The organism is Streptomyces sp. NPDC107454 (assembly GCF_055582885.1).
The window spans coordinates 68,894-87,226 of the sequence record NZ_JBVJPA010000026.1 but is presented as its reverse complement, the minus strand read 5'-3'; the positions used below and the strand labels follow the sequence as shown (position 1 = coordinate 87,226).

Sequence of the window (18,333 nt, the reverse complement as noted above, 5' to 3'; positions counted from 1 at the left end):
GCTGCCCACGGGGCTATCTGACCGTTCGTTGCTCGTCCTCGTCCACCAGTGGTGGTCTCTTCAGCGGGGTGCGGGAGAGGAACAGGCCGAACACCGGCGGCTGTGCCTGGAGCATCTCCAGACGGCCGCCGTCCGCCTCCGCGAGGTCGCGGGCGACCGCGAGGCCGATGCCCGTGGAGTTGCGCCCGCTGATCGTGCGCTCGAAGATGCGGGCGCCCAGGTCGGTGGGGACACCGGGGCCCTCGTCCGTGACCTCCACGACGGCCTGGTTGCCCGTGACACGGGTGCGCAGGGCGACCGTGCCACCCCCGTGCATGAGCGAGTTCTCGATGAGCGCGGCCAGTACCTGGGCGACCGCGCCCGGGGTGCCGACGGCCTGCAGATGCCGCTTGCCCGAGCTGACGATGGCGCGGCCCGCGCTGCGGTAGGCCGGGCGCCACTCCTCCAGCTGCTGCTTGATGACCTCGTCGAGGTCGAAGGTGACGGCGGAGCCGGTACGGGGGTCGCGGGCGTTGGTGAGCAGCCGCTCCACCACGTCGGTGAGACGCTCGACCTGGGTCAGGGCGATCGTCGCCTCCTCCTTCACGTTGTCCGGGTCATCCGTGAGGGTGATTTCCTCCAGACGCATGGAGAGGGCCGTCAGCGGCGTACGGAGCTGGTGGGAGGCGTCCGCGGCGAGGCGGCGCTCGGCGGTGAGCATCCGCGCGATCCGCTCCGCGCTGCCGTCCAGGACGTCGGCGACCCGGTCCAGCTCCGGGACGCCGTAGCGCTTGTGGCGCGGGCGGGGGTCGCCGGAGCCGAGCCGCTCCGCGGTCTCCGCGAGGTCGGTGAGCGGGGAGGCGAGACGGTTGGCCTGCCGTACGGCCAGCAGGACCGCGGCGACGATCGCGAGCAGCGCGACCGCGGCGATGATCAGGAGGGTGCGGCCGACCTCGCGCGTCACGGCCGAGCGGGGCTCCTGGACGGTGACCGTCTCGCCCTCCTCGCCCTTGGCTGTGGAGTGGATGACGTCACCGCTGGGCTGGAGGCCGAGCTCGACGGGGGCCTGGCCGGGGATGCGGATCACGGCGTACCGGTCTTCCGCGACCTGGTTCTTGAGGATCTCCGCGTTGATGTGCTCGTCGCCGAGGATGCGGCTGTCGACGATGCTGGCCAGGCGCAGGGCCTCGGAGTCCACGCGTTCCTGGGCGCTGTTGCTGATCGTGCGGGTCTCGACGATCACGAGGGACACGCCGAAGACGGCGATCACGACGAGCACGACGGCGAGCGTGGACTGGATGAGACGGCGACGCACGGGGTCCTCCGGGCGGGTGGCTGTACGTGGACCAGTGTGCCTTGACGCTGCGCCGGGCCGGGACGGGGGCGAGCGTTCAGGTGTCGCCGGGGTTCTTTGACCGCGGGCCGGTGGGGGCTGGGCGCGCGGTTCCCCGCGCCCCTGAAGGCGGGGCTTCGCCCCGATCACTCAAAAACGCCTCCGCCTTCCGGCGCCCGCCCCCGGACCTCAGCTCTTTTCGAAGCGGAAGCCGACTCCTCGTACCGTCGCGATGTAGCGGGGGTTCGCCGCGTCGTCGCCGAGCTTCTTGCGGAGCCAGGAGATGTGCATGTCGAGGGTCTTGGTGGACGACCACCACGTGGTGTCCCAGACCTCGCGCATCAGCTGGTCACGCGTGACGACCCGGCCGGCATCGCGAACGAGGACCCGCAGCAGGTCGAACTCCTTGGCCGTGAGCTGGAGTTCCTCGTCGCCCATCCAGGCCCGGTGCGACTCGACGTCGATGCGCACCCCGTGCGTGGCGGGCGGCTGCTGCGGCTCCGCGGCGCCGCGCCGCAGGAGGGCCCGGACACGGGCGAGCAGTTCGGCAAGGCGGAAGGGCTTGGTGACGTAGTCGTCGGCGCCCGCGTCGAGACCGACGACGGTGTCCACCTCGTCGGCGCGCGCGGTCAGGATGAGGATGGGGACGGTGTGGCCTTCGGCACGGAGTCGGCGGGCCACTTCGAGGCCGTCCATACCGGGCAGGCCCAGGTCCAGGACGACCAGGTCGACGCCGCCCTGCATTCCGGCGTCGAGCGCGGTGGGTCCGTCCTCGCGCACTTCGACCTCGTAACCCTCCCGGCGCAGGGCGCGGGCCAATGGCTCCGAGATGGACGCGTCGTCCTCGGCGAGCAGTACACGGGTCATGGGGTGATGGTAGTCCGCCGCGGACAGCGCCTGTGGTGTGATCGCCAACCGTAATTCTTACCTGGGGCTGTACGGTTTCCTGCCTGCGGCTGTGGGAAGCGATCTTGTCCGGCGCCTTCGAATAGGCGTCCGTGGTTCCATTATTACCTGTGATCCATGTCTCAAGTCCTTCCATATGCCACATTGAGATGTCGTATGGTGACCAGACGCCTGTAGCACCAGTAGGGGACCTTTGGCGCGTACTTGCCGCTGAAGGTCTCTTTCATGTGCGGGCTGGTGTTCGCCAGCCTTGAAAGGAATGACCTGTGGCCGGGCCCCAGCGCATCAATGCGCGATGGGCGTGGATCCCGGTGGTCGCCGTCCTCCGCTTCGCGATCCGGAGCGGACTCCCCGTGGGCGTGGGGAAGGACGGTCGAATCCCGCCGGTGCCGGCCGCCCCCACCGGGCGCGTAACGCTCAAGCAGCGCGTCCCGACCAGCAAGGAACGACCATGGCGTCCAGCCTGACGAAGGACTCGGTGACTCCGGGCACCCCCGGTTCCGAGAGGACCTTCTTCGGCCACCCCCGCGGACTGGCCACTCTCTTCATGACCGAGATGTGGGAGCGATTCTCCTACTACGGCATGAAGGCTCTGCTCCCGCTGTACCTGGTGGCACCGGGCGGCCTGCACCTGAGCGCGGCCACCGCGACCGCGATCTACTCGGTGTACCTGTCGCTGGTGTACCTGCTCGCCCTGCCGGGTGGCTGGTTCGCCGACCGTGTCCTCGGCCCCCGCAAGACGGTCGCCGTCGCGGGCGTCATCATCATGCTGGGCCACCTCACGCTGGCCCTTCCGTCGTCCGGCACGTTCTACGGCGGCCTCGGGCTCGTCGCGATCGGTTCCGGTCTGCTGAAGGCCAACATCTCCACGATGGTCGGTCACCTCTACAACGGTCCGGACGACCCGCGCCGTGACGGTGGCTTCACGCTCTTCTACATCGGCATCAACGTCGGCGCCTTCGCCGCTCCGCTGGTCATCGGCACCGTCGGCGAGAACGTCAACTGGCACCTGGGCTTCGCGCTCGCCGCGCTCGGCATGGCGCTGGGTCTGGCCCAGTACCTGCTCGGCGGCCGTCACCTGAACCCGCGCTCGCACGAGGTCCCCACGCCGCTGTCGGCCCAGGAGAAGGCCGCGACGCTGCGCAAGTCCGCGCTGTGGGCGGCCGTCGCGGTGGTCTTCTACTGCGTCGTCGGCTTCTCGGGTCACTACACCCTGAACTGGCTGCTGGTCCCGATCACCATCGCCGGTCTGGTCATCCCGGTCCTGGTCATCGCCCGGATCAAGCGGGACAAGGACCTCGACCGCGCCGAGCAGTCGAAGATGTCCGCGTACATCTGGTTCTTCGTCGCCGCGGCCGTCTTCTGGATGATCTACGACCAGGGCGGCTCGACCATGTCGATCTTCGCCGACTCCTCCGCCGAGAACACGATCTTCGGCTGGGAGTTCCCGGTCTCCTGGTACCAGTCCGTCAACCCGGTCATGATCATGGCGCTCGCGCCGGTGTTCGCCTGGGCGTGGCTGGCGCTGAACAAGCGCGGCAAGGAGCCGAGCACGGCCACCAAGTTCGCGTCGGGTCTGATCCTGATCGGTGCCTCGTTCTTCCTGTTCCTGGCTCCGCTGACGATCGCCGAGGGCGGTCACAAGGCGGCCGCGATGTGGCTGGTCGCGATCTACTTCGTGCAGACCGTCGGTGAGCTGACGCTCTCGCCGGTCGGCCTCTCCGTCACCACGAAGATGGCTCCCGCGAAGTACGCCTCCCAGATGATGGGTGTCTGGTTCCTGGCCGTCACCGCCGGTGACGCCACGACGGGTCTGCTGTCCATCGCCAACGTCGACCTCAACAAGACGGGCATCGTCGCCCTGGAGGCCACGCTCGCCGTGATCGCCGGTGTCGCGGTGTGGATGTACCGCAAGAAGGTCAAGGTCCTCATGGGCGACGTTCACTGACGTACGTCCAGGGCTTGCCGGAGGGCCGCCGCATCCTTTGGGGTGCGGCGGCCCTCCGGCGTTCACGGGTACGGACGAAGGGCTCGTCGCCGCCGCGTCCGACGGCTCAGCGTGTGCGGCGGTGCGGCATGAACGTGAAGATCGCTCCGCCCAGCAGGATCACCGTCCCCGCGATCAGGCCGAGTGCCCGAAGCACGCCGTGGTCGTTCGCGCCGGTCGCGGCCAGGCCTCCGCCGGACGAGGACGAGGACGAGGACGATCCGGAGGACGACCCGGAGGACGACCCGGAGCCCGACGTCGTCGCGCCGGAGACGCCGCCCGCCTGCTTCTGGACGTCAAGTTCCAGTGAGACAGCGGTCTTCGTCGCCTTGCAGGGAATCGTGATCGGGTCGGATCCGGCACTCAGCGTCACGACGATCGTCAGATCACCTGGGCTGAGCGTGGCCTTGCCGTTTGCTCCGGGCTTGTACGTGCCCGTCATGTCGTCGAGCGAGACCGGGTCGCCCGTGTTGAGGGCGTCCTTGTTGGCAGGGCCCTCGACCTTGAGCGAGCCGCTGTCGTCGCCGCCGACCGTGATCACCATGGAGGGCTTCAGCGCGCCGGCGGGCAGCGGGGCGGGGCTGTCCATCACGCCCTTGGCGGTCTTCACCGTGAGGTCGTAACTCCCGCCGTTCTTCTTGGCGTTGATCGTCGCCGAAGAGTCGATCTTGGCGGGGCCTGGCGAGGTGCAGGCGAAGGACGTGGTCACGGTCTTGCCGGCGAAGTCGGTCTGCCCGTCATCGCCGCCGGACGTCGACCCGCCGGACGTCGTGCCACCGGACGTCGTGCCACCGCCGGTCGTGGATCCACCCGAAGTCGTCCCACCAGAGGTGGTCGTCCCACCAGAGGTGGTCGTCCCACCAGAGGTGGTCGTCCCACCGGAGGTGGTCGTCCCACCGGAGGTGGTCGTCCCGCCCGAGGTCGTCGTCCCGCCGGAGGTCGTCGAACCGCCCTCGGCGGCCGTCACCTTGATGGTGGCCGCGGCCGGCACCGCCTCCTGGGGCGTGCACTTGGTGTCCGTCGAGTAGGCGGTGATGGTGTACGCGTCCGGGGTCAACGTGACGTCACCCGCCGTCGTCAGCTTGACCTTGCCCGTCATGTCGGACAGCACCATGTCGCCGCCCTTGGGAATCTCCGGGTTCTTCTGCGGCCCCTCCATCGCGATGTCCGCGGTCTGCGCACCGGACGCCTTGAGAGTTCCCGTGGGCTTGACCGAGTCCTTCGGCAGGACGATGAGGTCCGGATTCTTGGACGCCGCCTGGACGAACTTCCACACGACCTCGATCTCGTCACCCACCTTCGCCGTCGCCGGTGCGGTGATCTCCACCTTGGTGGTGCCCTCGACAGGACCCAGGCCGGAGGCCGCGGGCGGTATGCACTCCGTCTTGTACGACACCTCGGCGGCCTGCGCCGGGACCGCGGCCACTCCCAACAGAATGCCCGCGCCGCCGAGCATCAGCGCGACCCCGGCCGCGCTCATTCTGCGGCCTCCGGTCATGACTCTCCCTCGCCTGCTCACGTGTTCCCCTTCGTCGTCGGACTGGTGTCTTGCGGTGCGGAGAGCTGACCGTTCGCCGCGGTCCCCGGAACGCTGTCCGGCGTGAACCACGGCAGGGTCGGGTTCGTAGCGGTGCCGGGTGGCACGGATGTGGCCGCGGACGCGCTCGCTCCGGGCACCCGGGACGGGCTCGCCTTGGCCATGCGGAACGGGGCCGGCCTCGGCACCCGGGAGGCGAGTTCGGGCAGGTGCAGGCTCCGATGGCGCCCTGCCCGCCCCGCCGACCTGCGCGGGCGCACCCGGTCCACCACGGCCATCCCGACCCGGAAGACCGCGGCCGGCACCACCACGGCGAGCAGGATCCAGAAGAGGGTCACCCCCCAGGGACGGCCCACCCCCCAGGGCTGCTCGGCGAGGACCTTGCCGCCGTAGCGCAGCGAGACCGTGTAGTCGCCGTGCGCCCCGGCCGCGAGCTCGACCGGCAGCTTGATCTGCGCCTTCTTGCCGGGTGCGATCGTGCCGCCCCAGTCCTGTTCCTCCCACTGCGGCGCGAACACGCCGTGGGAGGTGCCGATCTGGAACACGGGGTTCTTGACGGCGGCGGTGCCGATGTTGCCGACGGTGAAGACGAGTTGGCGGGAGGGCGGCGCGCCGAACCAGGTCAGCAGCCCGCTCGACCCGTCGAGGCGGGTGTCGGTGAGCACCGAGAGCCGCCCCCCGCCCACCTCCTTCGGCAGTGGTTCGACCGAGTGCCCGGCGACCATGAAGATCGCGTCGGCCTCCGCCTTCTCCCCCGTGACCGTGGCGACGTGCACCACGCACGGACACGGTTCGGGCGGCTCGGTGACCGGCAGTTCCTTGCTGAAGTGGCCCTGTGCGTCGGTGGTGACGGCCCGGCCGCCGGCGTTGGCGCAGGAGTTGGTGCCGCCGATCACTCCCCGGGACGGTACGGCCTGCCCGCAGATCAGCATCATCAACAGGGTCCTCGGGCGCCATCCGTTGCCGGTCACGGTGATCGAACCGCCCGTCCCCGCCTCGGACTTGGACAGGCTCACGCCGGGTTTCCCGGCCGCGGACGCCGGGGACACCGGTCCCGCCAGCGGGGCCAGGACGAGCGCGAGCGCCGCCACCAGCGCCGACATCCGCGCCTTGCCGCTCAGGACTCCGCTCACGACACCGCTCCCGTCCACTCGACTTCCGTACGCGGCCGTTCACTCGTCCCGCCGCCCGTCGTACGACGCCTGTGACGCCGTACGCCCCACCACGCACCCAGCGCCGCGAGCGCCGTCCCGGTGGTGGCCGCGAGCGCCCCCCACGGCACGAACCGCACCGAAGCGGACGCCGTGGCGCGCGCCCCGCCCGCCGCCGTCACCGTCAGCCGTAGGTCGACCGCGTCCAGCGCCGGGGGGTCGCGCCAGGGCTCGGTGAGCGTGACGCGGCGGCCGGGCAGGAGGTCGAGGGGCAGGGTGCGCGGGGCACGGTCCAGGGCCCGGCCGAGGACGCCGTCGGCGCGTACCGCGAGTTTCGGGGTGAGCACGGTGTTGCCGCGGTTGACCAGCTCGTACGAGATGCGCCCGCCGTGCACGGTGACGTGCTCGACGGTGAGCGCCGACACCGCGGGACCGCCGACCCGCAGCTGGACCCGGACCGCCGAGGACCGGCCGCCGGCGCCCGCCACGACCGCGCCGGGGTGGTCGCCGGGCGTCGCGCCCGCCGGGACGCTCACGGTGAACGGCACGTCGGCCCGGGTGTGCGCGGGCACCCGCAGCGAGAGCGTGCGCACCGGGACCCGGCGGCCGCCCCGGTCTCCCGCGAAGGCGATCCACGCGCCCGTGTCCGTGGACTTCCCGGCGGCGCGCACGGTGAGGTCGCCCTCCGTGGTGTTGTCGGCGTCCGCGCCGCGCAGCCGCACGGTCACGGGCCGTGCGCCCGGGTTGAGCACGGACACGGAGTCCTGCAGCACCGTGCCGGGCGCGCCCTCCGCGTAGACGTACGGCCGCCCGCCCGGCGCGCTCGCGGACGGCGCGAGGGACCAGCCGTCGTCGGCCGCGGCCACCGGGGCGGCGGCGGCCGACAGCAGCAGGGCGACGGCACAGCGGAGGACGGGGGCGTACGGCATCGGCGGCTCCTGCTGGTCGTACGGTCGTACGGGGGCGCGGCGCCCTCAGCGGCGGGTCGTCTGGTGCCTGCGGGTCAGCCACAGCGTGCCCGCCGCGCCCGCGAGCAGCACCGTGCCGCCGAACGTGCCGAGGGCGATCGCCGAGTCGGCGGGGCCGGTCTGCGGGAGCTGGCCGCCGGAGTCGGTGCCGGTCGAGCCGGTCGAACCGCCGCTTCCCGAACCGCCGCCCGCCGCCGTGACGTCGAGAGTCAGCGACGGCCCGGGGTTGTTCGTGGGGGTGCAGGTGGTCGTCGTGCCGAGCGCCTTGATCGTGAGCACGCCCGCGGTGAAGGTGACCTTGCCGGTCTTCTCCGGCGTGTACGTACCCGACAAGTCACTGATTTTGATGGGGGTGTTGGCGGGGATCGCGGCCGCGTTGGCGGGGCCGCTCACGGCCACCGTGCCGCTGTCCGCGCCGCCCACCTTGATCACGGCGCTCGGGCTCATCGCGCCCTTGCCGAGCTCCACCGGGCTGGAGGAGACGCCCTTCTGCCAGGACATGGTGAGCTTGTAGGCGCTGCCGCTCTTGACGCTCTTGATGTCGATGGGTGAGACGGCGCTTTTGTCGCCGATCGGCGTCTTGCACTGGTAGTTGACGTTCACCACGCTGGCCTCGGCGACGGGGGCGGCCATCAGCACCGCCGAGCCGGCCAGGGCCGCGGCGAACGCGAGCGCGGCGGTTCGTTTCTGGTACGTCCGGTACGACACCTCGGGGCCTCATTCCTGACGGAACATCAGATCGGCCGTCAAGGTACGCCCGGTCCCTTGTGGAGGGAAGACAAAGTGCGCGCCGGATCCGAGGAGATCCGGCGCGCGTTCGCCAACGTACGAAGAAGGGTTCGAACCGCGGGTAACCCAAGGTGGGAGTCGCACCCGGGATCGGGCGGGCTACGCGGGCGCCCCGAGTTCCGCCCACACCGTCTTGCCCGTGACCCCCGGAGTGCGTACGACTCCCCAGTCCAGACACAGCCGCTGCACGATGAACATGCCGTGACCGCCGGGGCGGCCGGCGCGGTGCGGGGTGCGCGGGGCGGGCTGGCCCGCGCCACGGTCGGAGACCTCGACGCGCAGCACCTTGTTGTCGCAGGCGATCCGGAGCTCGTCCGGGCCCTCGGCATGCAAACAGGCGTTGGTGACGAGTTCGGAGACGACCAGCAGGACGTCCTCGGCGGCGGCCCGCTGGTCGGCGCTCGCGGCGGGCAGCCAGCCCCACGCGTGCAGCGCCTGGCGGGCGAAGTCGCGGGCCAGCGGGACGACGCCGCTCTCGCCTTCGAAGCTCAGTCTGCGGGCCTGACGCCCCCCGGACGGGACGGCCAGGCCGCCGCCCCCAGGCGCCCCGGAAGCGCCGCCGTCGCCCGACTCCGGGCCGCGGTCGCCCGGCGAGTAAGGCCGGGTGGTGCTCATCAGCGCTTCACCTCACCGATTCACCAGTTCACGATTCAAGACTCAGTACTCAGCATGTGGTACGCGCCGCGGGTGCTTCCGCACTCAGGGCGTTCCGGACGAATATCTACGACGATCACCTACGACGTTCCCACCGATTGTTGCCGACATAGTCAGGATGTCTCCTGCCCGACCGATCCGTCGGAACACCCCCTTTGTGCGACGGGGATCGTGTGACGCGGGCGATGCCGCGATCGCAGGGGGCGCTCCGGAGCATGCCGAGGCGGGGCCCCGACCGCCCCGGCTAGTCGGCCAGGGCCGCATCGAGCGTCTCGTGGACGGTGAAGACGGCCTCGGCCCCGGTGATCTCGAAGACCCGGGCCACCACCGGCAACATCCCCGCCAGGTGGACCCCACCCCCCGCGGCCTCGGCCTTCAGCCGGGCGCCGAGCAGCACGTTCAGCCCGGTGGAGTCGCAGAACTCCAGTCGCGAGCAGTCCACGACCAGGCGCGAGTGCCCCTTGTCGAGGCAGTCCTCGAGTGGCTCACGCAACAATTCAGCCGTGTGGTGATCCAACTCACCCGCGGGGGTCACGACGGCGCTTGAGCCCTCTTCCCGCACCTCGACTAGAAGCCGGCCCGACTGTGCGCTGCCGACCGTCTGGCGGTCCATGCCGTCTCTCTCCCGAGCGTCGCGACTGCTGATGTACGCACTCGAACACTACGCCTTCCTTACGATCCCCGACACCCGAACAACCCCCTGAAAATGGACATTTCATCGTGCAACGCACTTGCGGGCGACGCGCGAAAGCGGGTAGGGCTAGTAACGACACCTATTCGACACGGCCGGCTTCGGAGGCGCCGCACACCGCAGTGCACGCATTGGCATCGGCGGCCATATGCCGAGAACGATGGAGGACACCATGTCACCCCGGCTCGACGCATCGCAGACCCAGACGGCGACGTCGACACCTTCTCTGGAACGCCCGGAGCGTCTCGACGAAACCGGAACCAGCGGACTCGACGGACTCGACGGACTTCCCGAGATCCCCCCGTACGACGAGGTGGGACCGGTGGACGCACGGGCCCTGTCCAAGACCCTCTTCGAGCGGCTGGAGTCCCTCGAAGAAGGCACCCACGACTACTCGTACGTGCGCAACACGCTGGTCGAGCTCAACCTCGCGCTGGTCAAGTTCGCCGCCTCCCGCTTCCGCTCCCGCAGCGAGCCGATGGAGGACATCATCCAGGTCGGCACGATCGGCCTGATCAAGGCGATCGACCGCTTCGAACTGAGCCGCGGCGTCGAGTTCCCCACGTTCGCGATGCCGACCATCATCGGCGAGATCAAGCGCTTCTTCCGCGACACCTCCTGGTCCGTGCGCGTACCGCGCCGACTGCAGGAACTCCGTCTCGACCTGGCCAAGGCGGGCGACGAACTCGCCCAGCAGCTCGACCGGGCGCCCACGGTGGGCGAGTTGGCGGAGCGCCTGGGCATCACCAACGACGAGGTCGTCGAGGGCATGGCCGCCTCGAACGCCTACACGGCCAGTTCGCTGGACGCCCAGCCCGAGGAGGACGACTCCGAAGGCGCGCTCGCGGACCGCATCGGCTACGAGGACCACGGCCTCGAGGGCATCGAGTACGTGGAGTCCCTCAAGCCCCTGATCGCCGAGCTCCCCTCGCGCGACCGGCAGATCCTCTCGCTCCGCTTCGTCGCCAACATGACCCAGTCCGAGATCGGTGACGAGCTCGGGATCTCGCAGATGCATGTGTCGCGGCTGCTGTCGCGGACGCTGGTGCGACTGCGGAAGGGACTGACGGTCGAGGAGTGACGACGGGGAGCGACGCTCCCCGCCCCCTCCACTGAATGCGGTCCGGCGCCATCGGCGCCGGGCCGCATGGTCCGTCGACCGTCGACATATCGAACTGTTACCCGAAGAAACCTCTCCCCTCTCTCCCCCTCTTTCCTCAAACCTCTTTCCTCAAAGGGCCACTCTCGTCACGATGGTCACTCCAAACTGGCTGGTACGTCAGGACGAGGACGAGTGATGAGCGAAGGCAGCGGGGTCCACGCGGGCGCGTCCGACACGCGGCTCACCGAACTGCTGAGCGCCGACACCCCCAGCGCGTATCCGGCCCTCCAGGAACTCCGCGAGCGGCACCGCCCGTCCGTCCTCGCCTACGCCCGCCTGTGCACCCGCAGCGAGTCGGCCGCGGGACAGCTCGCGGCACAGGCGTTCACCCTGGCGGCCCAGGAGACGGCGCGCGGCTCGAACCCGAGCGTCCCCTGGCGCCACCGGCTCCTGCTGCTGGCGGGGCAGGTGGCCGCCTCGTGGGCGAGGGACGAACGGGCCGCAGGCCTCGACCCCGGTCTGCTCCTCGTGCTGAGCGCGGCCGGCCCCGGCGGCCCCGTGCCGCCCATGCTCGCCCCGTTCCAGTCCCTCCCGTCCCGCACCCAGGGCCTGCTCTGGTACGGGGTCGTGGAAGAGGAACCCGCCGACCGGGCGGCCGTCCTGCTCGGCCTCACCCGTGAGGACGTGACGTACGGCGCGCAGCCCGCGCTGCACGCCCTGGCCCAGGCCTGTCTGAAGTTCCGGCTCGCCGCCTCCGACGACCCGCGCTGCGGGGACTTCCGGCGGCTGATCGAGGAGTCGCTACGGCCGGACAACCCCCGTTCCAGCCCCGATCTGCACGCCCACATGGCGCACTGCGCGCACTGCACGACGGCGTACGAGGAGCTGTCCGCCCTGCGCGACCATCCGCGCACCGCGCTGGCCGAGGGGCTGCTGCCGTGGGCGGGCACGGCGTACGTCATGAGCGAGGCGGGCGAACCCCGGCCCGGCGTCCCCGCCTCGTCGGGGCCCTGGCCGCCGTCCCGCCGCTTCGTCCTCACCTCGGCGGCGGCCCTCGGCGTCGCCCTGGTGCCGCTGCTGTTCGTCGTGCTGTCGTCGGGCGGCTCGCCGTCCCAGAACACGGCGGGCTCGGTCACCACCCCGTCGAGCGTGCCGCAGGTGACGGTGACGGCGACCGTCTCGGCGACCCCCTCGCCCCCGGCCCCGCTGCCCTCCGCGACCAGCAAGTCCCCTTCCCCGACGCGGAGCCCGAGCCCCTCCCCCTCGAGATCGGCCAGTCCGACGCCGTCCCCCACGCCCACCCCGGACTACCCGCCGGGCAGCAGCTACGCCCAGGTCGTGAACCTCGCCTCGGGCCTGTGCCTGGACATCCGCGACGGCGATCTGACGCAGGGCACGGACGTCGTCACGGCGCCCTGCACCTCGGCCCGCACCCAGCGGTGGCGGGTCGACTCCGGCCGCGGGGTCCTGCAGTCGTACGCCGACTCCGGCCTCTGTCTGGACAGCCGCGGCTCGGTCGACAACGGCGTCGGGATCTGGGACTGCGGCTCGATCGACGGAAGCCACGGCCAGAACCTGAGGTTCACCGTGGACGACGACGGCGTGATCCGCCCGTCCATCGCCGTCGAGACCGCGGTCACCCCGAGCGGCGGCGACGGCCTGACCCTGCTGCCGCTCGACGGGGGCACGGGTCAGCGGTGGCGGGCGGGGGCCTCATGACCCAGGCGCCGTGACCCCCGGCCGCTCGGACTCGCGGTCTCGGACTCGTGACCCCGGTGTCAGACCTCGCGTGCGCCGCGCCGCCAGACGCCGGTGACCAGCGGTACACCCGGCCGGTAGGCGAGGTGGACGTGGCTGGGCGCGTCCAGGAGGGTGAGGTCGGCGCGGGCGCCGACGGTGAGACGGCCGATGTCCGTGCGGCGCAGGGCCGCCGCGCCGCCCGCCGTGGCCGACCAGACCGCCTCGTCCGGGGTCATCCCCATGTCCCGTACCGCCAGCGCGATGCAGAACGGGACGGAGGAGGTGAAGGACGAGCCCGGGTTGCAGTCGGTGGAGAGGGCGACGGTCACGCCCGCGTCCAGGAGGCGGCGGGCGTCCGGCCACTCGGCGCGGGTGGAGAACTCGGCGCCGGGGAGCAGGGTCGCGACCGTGCGCCCGTTCGCCAGGGCCTCGACGTCCGCGTCCGTGAGGTGGGTGCAGTGGTCGGCGCTCGCCGCGTCGAGTTCGACGGCGAGCTGGACGCCGGGGCCGTACGAGAGCTGGTTGGCGTGGACCCGCGGGTGCAGGCCCTTCGCCTTGCCTGCGGTGAGGATCGCGCGGGCCTGGTCGCCGTCGAAGGCGCCCTTCTCGCAGAAGACGTCGATCCAACGGGCGTACGGGGCACAGGCGTCGAGCATCTCGCCGGTCACCAGAGCCACGTACGCGGCCGGGTCGTCGGCGTAGTCCGGGGAGACGATGTGCGCGCCGAGGTAGGTGACCTCGTCGGTGTGCGCCGCCGCGATGCGCAGCGCGCGGGCCTCGTCCTCGACGGTGAGGCCGTAGCCCGACTTGGTCTCGAAGGTGGTGGTGCCCTGGCGCAGGGCCTCGTGGAGGTAGTGCGTGAGGTTGCGCTCCAGGTCCTCGTCACTGGCGGCGCGGGTGGCGGCGACGGTGGTGCGGATGCCGCCCGCCGTGTAGCCGCGGCCCGACATGCGGGCGTTGAACTCCTGGGTGCGGTCGCCCGCGAAGACGAGGTGCGAGTGGGAGTCCACGAAGCCCGGAATCACGGCCCGGCCACCGGCGTCGACCCGGTTGTCAGTGGCGGGTGCTTCTCTTGAATCACCGGTCCACGCGATGCGGTCGCCTTCGATGACGACGGCCGCGTCCTGGATCAGACCGAGGAGAGATCCGTCGCCGAGGGAGGGATCGTTGGTGACCAGACTGGCGATGTTGGTGATGACGGTGGTCGTGCCGGTGGTGCTGCTCATGGCGTCCTCGCGGGGGCGGAGTTCGGCGGTCGTCTCTAGGCGCGCAGGGCTTCGACTGCCTGCGCGAGGGCCTGCGGCACATCGGGAACAAGGGTGTGCGCCCCGTCGCGTACGACGTGCCGGCCGCCCACGACCGTGTGCCGTACGTCGGCCGCCGTCGCCGCGAATACGGCCGTCTCGGCGCCCAGGCGCGGCACCGGTCCCGCTGTTCTGACCGAGTCGAGGGCGATCGTCGTGAAGTCGGCGAGCGCGCCCGTCTCGAGGCTGCCCGCGTCCTGCCAGCCGAGGGCCGCGTGGCCGTCGGCGGAGGCGGCGCGCAGCAGGGCGGCCGCCGTCCAGTGACCGCGGGTGCGGGTGCGCAGGCGCTCGTTCAGCTCCATCGCGCGGGCCTCTTCGAGGAGGTCGATGACGGCGTGGCTGTCGGAGCCGAGGGAGAGGGGCGAGCCGGCTCGCTGGAGGGCGACGGCGGGGCCGATGCCGTCCGCCAGGTCCCGTTCCGTCGTCGGGCACATGCACGTGCCCGTCCGGGAGTCGCCCAGCAGCGCGATGTCCTCGTCCGTGAGGTGCGTGTTGTGGACGCCGGTCGTGCGGGGGCCGAGCACGCCGTGGTCGGCGAGGAGCCGCGTCGGGGTGCACCCGTGGGCGGCCTGGCAGGCGTCGTTCTCCGCCGTCTGCTCCGACAGATGCACGTGCAGCGGGGCCTGCCGCTCCTCGGCCCAGCGCGCGACCGTCGCCAGCTGTCCGGCGGGCACGGCCCGTACGGAGTGGATGGCGGCACCGATCCGTGCGTGATCACGGTCCTTGAGAAGTGAAGAGCGTTCCGCCCAGGCCTCCGCGCTGCCGTCGGAGAAGCGGAGCTGGTGGTGGTTGGGCGGCTGTCCGAAGCCGGAGGACACGTAGGCCGTGTCGAGGAGGGTGATCCGGATGCCGGCCTCGTCCGCGGCCGCGAGGAGCGCCTCGCCCATCGCGTTCGGGTCGGCGTACGGGGTGCCGCCGGGGGCGTGGTGCACGTAGTGGAACTCGCCGACGGCCGTGACGCCCGCGAGCGCCATCTCCGCGTACACGGTGCGGGCGAGCGCGTGGTAGGTGTCCGGGGTCAGCCTGTCCGCGAAGGAGTACATGATCTCGCGCCAGGTCCAGAAGGTGCCGGAGCCGACCTGGACGGTGCCGCGCAGGGCGCGGTGGAAGGCGTGCGAGTGGGCGTTGGCGAGGCCGGGGAGGGTGAGTCCGCGGAGGATCTCGGCGCCAGGGGGCGGGGTGGCGGTGTTCTCGCGGACGGCGGTGATCCGCCCGTCCGTCACGTCCAGGGCCACGCCCGGCTCGACGTGGGTGTCGAGCCAGGCGTGTTCAAGCCAGTACGTCTGCGTCACCTGCAGGCCAGCCCTTCGAGTACGTCGGCGAGTGCGGTCACCCCGGCCACGCAGTCGTCCTCGGCGGCGTATTCGGCCGGGGAGTGCGAGACACCCGTGGGGTTGCGTACGAACAGCATGGCGGTCGGGACGGTCCCGGAGAGAATTCCGGCGTCGTGTCCGGCGCCCGTGCCCAGGACGGGAACCGTGAGTCCCGCGGCCTCTTCCCCGTCCTTGCCCAGGATGCGGGCGAGCTCGTCGCGCAGGGCGTGCTCGAACTCGACGACGGGGGTGAACGACTCGCGGACGACGTCGAGTTCGACTCCGTGGGCCTCCGCGTACTCGCGGGCGGCCTTCTCGACGCCGGTGACGACCGTGTCGAGGGTCGCCTGGTCGGCGGCGCGGGAGTCGAGCCAGCCGCGCACGAGGGAGGGGATGGCATTCACTCCGTTCGGCTCGACGGAGATCTTGCCGAAGGTGGCGACGGCACCGGCGAGCTGGGCCTCCCGGCGGGCGGCGAGCACGGTCTCGGCGTACGACAGCATCGGGTCGCGGCGGTCGACGAGCCGGGTGGTGCCCGCGTGGTTGGCCTCGCCCCGGAAGTCGAAGCGCCAGCGGCCGTGCGGCCAGATGGCGCTGGCGATGCCGACCTGGTCGCCGCTGAGGTCGAGGGCCCGGCCCTGCTCGACGTGCAGTTCGACGAAGGCGCCGATGCGGGCGAGGCGCTCGGGGTCGGGCCCGATGGTGTCGGGGTCGTATCCGGCGCGCTCCATGGCCTGCGGGAGCGTGATGCCGTCGCCGTCGGTCAGCCGGTGCGCCTGCTCGACGGTGAGCTGTCCGGCGGCCAGCCGGGAGCCGACGCAGGCGAGTCCGAAGCGGGCGCCCTCCTCGTCGCCGAAGTTGACGATGGCGAGGGGACGGGTGAACTCGGCCTTCCTCGCGCGCAGTTCGTCCAGCGCGGCGAAGGACGACACGACGCCGAGGGGCCCGTCGAAGGCCCCGCCGTCGGGCACGGAGTCCAGGTGGGACCCGGTGACGACGGCGTCACCCTCGGCGGGGTCGCCGAGCCAGGCCCACTGGTTGCCGTTGCGGTCCAGCTCGTAGCGCAGCCCGCGGGACTCGGCCTGGGCCCGGAACCAGGCCCGGCAGTCGGCGTCGGCCCCGGTCCAGGCGAAGCGGCGGTAGCCGCCGGAGGCGGAGCTGCGGCCGATCGGCAGCAGCTCCGCCCACATGCTGTGGAAGGTCACGCGACGCCGCCCTCGTCGCCTTCGCGCATCGGGATGCGCACGCCGCGCTCCTGGGCGACGGACTCGGCGATGTCGTACCCGGCGTCGACGTGGCGGATGACGCCCATGCCGGGGTCGTTGGTGAGCACGCGGCGGATCTTCTCGCCGGCCAGCTTGGTGCCGTCGGCGACGGACACCTGTCCGGCGTGGATGGAGCGGCCCATGCCGACGCCGCCGCCGTGGTGGATGGAGACCCAGGAGGCGCCGGAGGCGACGTTCACCATGGCGTTGAGCAGCGGCCAGTCGGCGATCGCGTCGGAGCCGTCGAGCATGGCCTCGGTCTCGCGGTACGGGGAGGCGACGGAGCCGCAGTCGAGGTGGTCGCGGCCGATGGCCAGGGGCGCGGCGAGCTCGCCGGACGCCACCATGTCGTTGAAGCGCTCGCCGGCCTTGTCGCGCTCGCCGTAGCCGAGCCAGCAGATACGGGCGGGCAGGCCCTGGAAGTGGACGCGCTCGCCGGCCAGCTTGATCCAGCGGTGCAGGGACTCGTTCTCCGGGAAGAGGTCGAGGATCGCCTTGTCGGTCTTGGCGATGTCGGACGCCTCGCCGGAGAGGGCCGCCCAGCGGAAAGGCCCCTTGCCCTCGGAGAAGAGGGGGCGGATGTAAGCGGGCACAAACCCGGGGAAGGCGAACGCCCGGTCGTACCCGGCGAGCTGGGCCTCGCCGCGGATCGAGTTGCCGTAGTCGAAGACCTCGGCGCCGGCGTCCATGAAGCCGACCATCGCCTCGACGTGCTTGGCCATGGACTCACGGGCGCGGGTGGTGAAGCCCGCCGGGTCCTTGGCGGCCGCGTCGGCCATGTCGTCGAAGTCGATGCCGATGGGGAGGTAGGCCAGCGGGTCGTGGGCCGAGGTCTGGTCGGTCACGATGTCGATGGGGGCGCTCTCGGCGAGCATGCGGGGCAGCAGCTCGGCGGCGTTGCCCAGGAGGCCGATGGAGAGCGGCTTGCGCTGGTCGCGGGCCTCGACGGCGAGCTGGAGGGCGTGCTCCAGGGAGTCGGCCCGCACGTCCAGGTAGCGGTGCTCGATGCGGCGCTCGATGGCGCGCGGGTCGACGTCGATACAGATCGCGACGCCGTCGTTCATCGTCACGGCGAGCGGCTGGGCGCCGCCCATGCCGCCGAGGCCCGCGGTCAGGGTGATGGTGCCCGCGAGCGTGCCGTTGAACTTCTTGGCGGCGACGGCGGCGAAGGTCTCGTAGGTGCCCTGGAGGATGCCCTGGGTGCCGATGTAGATCCAGGAGCCGGCGGTCATCTGGCCGTACATGGTGAGGCCGAGGGCCTCCAGACGGCGGAACTCCTCCCAGTTGGCCCAGTCGCCGACCAGGTTGGAGTTGGCGATGAGGACGCGCGGGGCCCACTCGTGGGTCTGCATGACGCCGACGGGGCGGCCGGACTGGACGAGCATCGTCTCGTCCTGCTTGAGGGTCCGCAGCGTGCGGACCATGGCGTCGAAGGAGCGCCAGTCACGGGCGGCCTTGCCGGTGCCGCCGTAGACGACGAGCTTGTCGGGGTGCTCGGCGACCTCGGGGTCGAGGTTGTTCTGCAGCATCCGCAGGGCGGCTTCCTGCTGCCATCCCAGGGCACTCAGTTCCGTACCGCGCGGCGCTCGGACGGGGCGGGGTCCTGACATGGTC

General features: G+C 71.4%; 15 protein-coding genes. 3 read left to right on the top strand and 12 right to left on the bottom strand.

Annotated elements, in window-relative coordinates:
- Positions 1 to 13: 13 nt before the first annotated feature.
- Entirely contained in the window at positions 14 to 1,294 is a 1,281-nt protein-coding gene (locus tag ACZ69M_RS45590) for an ATP-binding protein (RefSeq protein ID WP_470059581.1), read from the bottom strand.
- A gap of 207 nt (positions 1,295 to 1,501) precedes the next feature.
- Entirely contained in the window at positions 1,502 to 2,179 is a 678-nt protein-coding gene (locus ACZ69M_RS45585; protein ID WP_018566970.1) for a response regulator transcription factor, read from the bottom strand.
- A 490-nt stretch (positions 2,180 to 2,669) separates the two neighbouring features.
- On the opposite strand from ACZ69M_RS45585, the gene ACZ69M_RS45580 reads away from it, so the two are divergent.
- Positions 2,670 to 4,166 carry an oligopeptide:H+ symporter gene (locus ACZ69M_RS45580; protein WP_352044418.1) on the top strand — a complete coding sequence of 499 codons (1,497 nt, stop codon included), beginning with the start codon at positions 2,670 to 2,672 and terminating at the stop codon, positions 4,164 to 4,166.
- 106 nt (positions 4,167 to 4,272) lie between these two features.
- Here the strand turns inward: ACZ69M_RS45580 and ACZ69M_RS45575 are convergent, their stop codons facing one another.
- The 6 genes from ACZ69M_RS45575 to ACZ69M_RS45550 form a co-directional block, all read right to left on the bottom strand.
- Positions 4,273 to 5,703: a hypothetical protein gene (locus ACZ69M_RS45575; RefSeq protein ID WP_470059579.1), complete on the bottom strand. Its 1,431-nt coding sequence runs from the start codon at positions 5,701 to 5,703 to the stop codon at positions 4,273 to 4,275.
- 17 nt (positions 5,704 to 5,720) lie between these two features.
- A complete protein-coding gene (locus ACZ69M_RS45570) occupies positions 5,721 to 6,845 on the bottom strand; it encodes a hypothetical protein (RefSeq protein ID WP_470059645.1) in 1,125 nt (374 codons plus the stop codon).
- 26 nt (positions 6,846 to 6,871) lie between these two features.
- Positions 6,872 to 7,822, bottom strand: coding sequence for a COG1470 family protein (locus ACZ69M_RS45565; protein ID WP_470059577.1), 951 nt, complete (start codon positions 7,820 to 7,822; stop codon positions 6,872 to 6,874).
- Positions 7,823 to 7,867: 45 nt separating this feature from the next.
- Entirely contained in the window at positions 7,868 to 8,569 is a 702-nt protein-coding gene (locus ACZ69M_RS45560; protein ID WP_470059576.1) for an LPXTG cell wall anchor domain-containing protein, read from the bottom strand.
- Positions 8,570 to 8,749: 180 nt separating this feature from the next.
- A complete protein-coding gene (locus tag ACZ69M_RS45555) occupies positions 8,750 to 9,265 on the bottom strand; it encodes an ATP-binding protein (RefSeq protein ID WP_470059574.1) in 516 nt (171 codons plus the stop codon).
- Between the two features lie 283 nt (positions 9,266 to 9,548).
- Positions 9,549 to 9,917 carry an STAS domain-containing protein gene (locus ACZ69M_RS45550; protein ID WP_054236877.1) on the bottom strand — a complete coding sequence of 123 codons (369 nt, stop codon included), beginning with the start codon at positions 9,915 to 9,917 and terminating at the stop codon, positions 9,549 to 9,551.
- A gap of 238 nt (positions 9,918 to 10,155) precedes the next feature.
- Here ACZ69M_RS45550 and ACZ69M_RS45545 point away from each other — a divergent pair, with 238 nt between their 5' ends.
- Positions 10,156 to 11,076, top strand: coding sequence for an RNA polymerase sigma factor SigF (locus ACZ69M_RS45545; protein ID WP_388399119.1), 921 nt, complete (start codon positions 10,156 to 10,158; stop codon positions 11,074 to 11,076).
- A gap of 216 nt (positions 11,077 to 11,292) precedes the next feature.
- Positions 11,293 to 12,816: an RICIN domain-containing protein gene (locus ACZ69M_RS45540; protein ID WP_470059572.1), complete on the top strand. Its 1,524-nt coding sequence runs from the start codon at positions 11,293 to 11,295 to the stop codon at positions 12,814 to 12,816.
- A gap of 59 nt (positions 12,817 to 12,875) precedes the next feature.
- Here ACZ69M_RS45540 and hutI read toward each other — a convergent pair whose 3' ends face one another.
- Genes hutI through hutU form a run of 4 tightly spaced genes read right to left on the bottom strand, consistent with a single transcriptional unit; the run spans position 12,876 to position 18,329 of the window.
- Positions 12,876 to 14,063 (bottom strand): imidazolonepropionase, encoded by a 1,188-nt coding sequence (gene hutI / locus ACZ69M_RS45535; RefSeq protein ID WP_470059570.1) that lies wholly within the window; start codon positions 14,061 to 14,063, stop codon positions 12,876 to 12,878.
- A gap of 35 nt (positions 14,064 to 14,098) precedes the next feature.
- The gene (locus tag ACZ69M_RS45530; RefSeq protein ID WP_470059643.1) at positions 14,099 to 15,439 is read right to left on the bottom strand and encodes a formimidoylglutamate deiminase; all 1,341 of its coding nucleotides are present in this window, start codon (positions 15,437 to 15,439) and stop codon (positions 14,099 to 14,101) included.
- On the bottom strand, positions 15,430 to 16,659 hold the full coding sequence (locus ACZ69M_RS45525) for an allantoate amidohydrolase (protein ID WP_470059568.1): 1,230 nt from the start codon (positions 16,657 to 16,659) through the stop codon (positions 15,430 to 15,432). Before ACZ69M_RS45525 ends, ACZ69M_RS45530 begins: the two co-directional genes overlap by 10 nt.
- Positions 16,656 to 18,329 carry a urocanate hydratase gene (gene hutU / locus ACZ69M_RS45520; RefSeq protein ID WP_470059566.1) on the bottom strand — a complete coding sequence of 558 codons (1,674 nt, stop codon included), beginning with the start codon at positions 18,327 to 18,329 and terminating at the stop codon, positions 16,656 to 16,658. The genes ACZ69M_RS45525 and hutU overlap by 4 nt, the downstream gene beginning before the upstream one ends.
- Between the last annotated feature and the right edge of the window lie 4 nt (positions 18,330 to 18,333).

Coding starts and splice junctions, on each gene's coding strand:
- ACZ69M_RS45570 (WP_470059645.1), bottom strand. CDS start 6,845: ATGTCGGCGCTGGTGGCGGCGCTCGCGCTCGTCCTGGCCCCGCTGGCG.
- hutU (WP_470059566.1), bottom strand. CDS start 18,329: ATGTCAGGACCCCGCCCCGTCCGAGCGCCGCGCGGTACGGAACTGAGT.
- ACZ69M_RS45555 (WP_470059574.1), bottom strand. CDS start 9,265: ATGAGCACCACCCGGCCTTACTCGCCGGGCGACCGCGGCCCGGAGTCG.
- ACZ69M_RS45585 (WP_018566970.1), bottom strand. CDS start 2,179: ATGACCCGTGTACTGCTCGCCGAGGACGACGCGTCCATCTCGGAGCCA.
- ACZ69M_RS45565 (WP_470059577.1), bottom strand. CDS start 7,822: ATGCCGTACGCCCCCGTCCTCCGCTGTGCCGTCGCCCTGCTGCTGTCG.
- ACZ69M_RS45580 (WP_352044418.1), top strand. CDS start 2,670: ATGGCGTCCAGCCTGACGAAGGACTCGGTGACTCCGGGCACCCCCGGT.
- hutI (WP_470059570.1), bottom strand. CDS start 14,063: ATGAGCAGCACCACCGGCACGACCACCGTCATCACCAACATCGCCAGT.
- ACZ69M_RS45550 (WP_054236877.1), bottom strand. CDS start 9,917: ATGGACCGCCAGACGGTCGGCAGCGCACAGTCGGGCCGGCTTCTAGTC.
- ACZ69M_RS45575 (WP_470059579.1), bottom strand. CDS start 5,703: ATGACCGGAGGCCGCAGAATGAGCGCGGCCGGGGTCGCGCTGATGCTC.
- ACZ69M_RS45540 (WP_470059572.1), top strand. CDS start 11,293: ATGAGCGAAGGCAGCGGGGTCCACGCGGGCGCGTCCGACACGCGGCTC.
- ACZ69M_RS45545 (WP_388399119.1), top strand. CDS start 10,156: ATGGAGGACACCATGTCACCCCGGCTCGACGCATCGCAGACCCAGACG.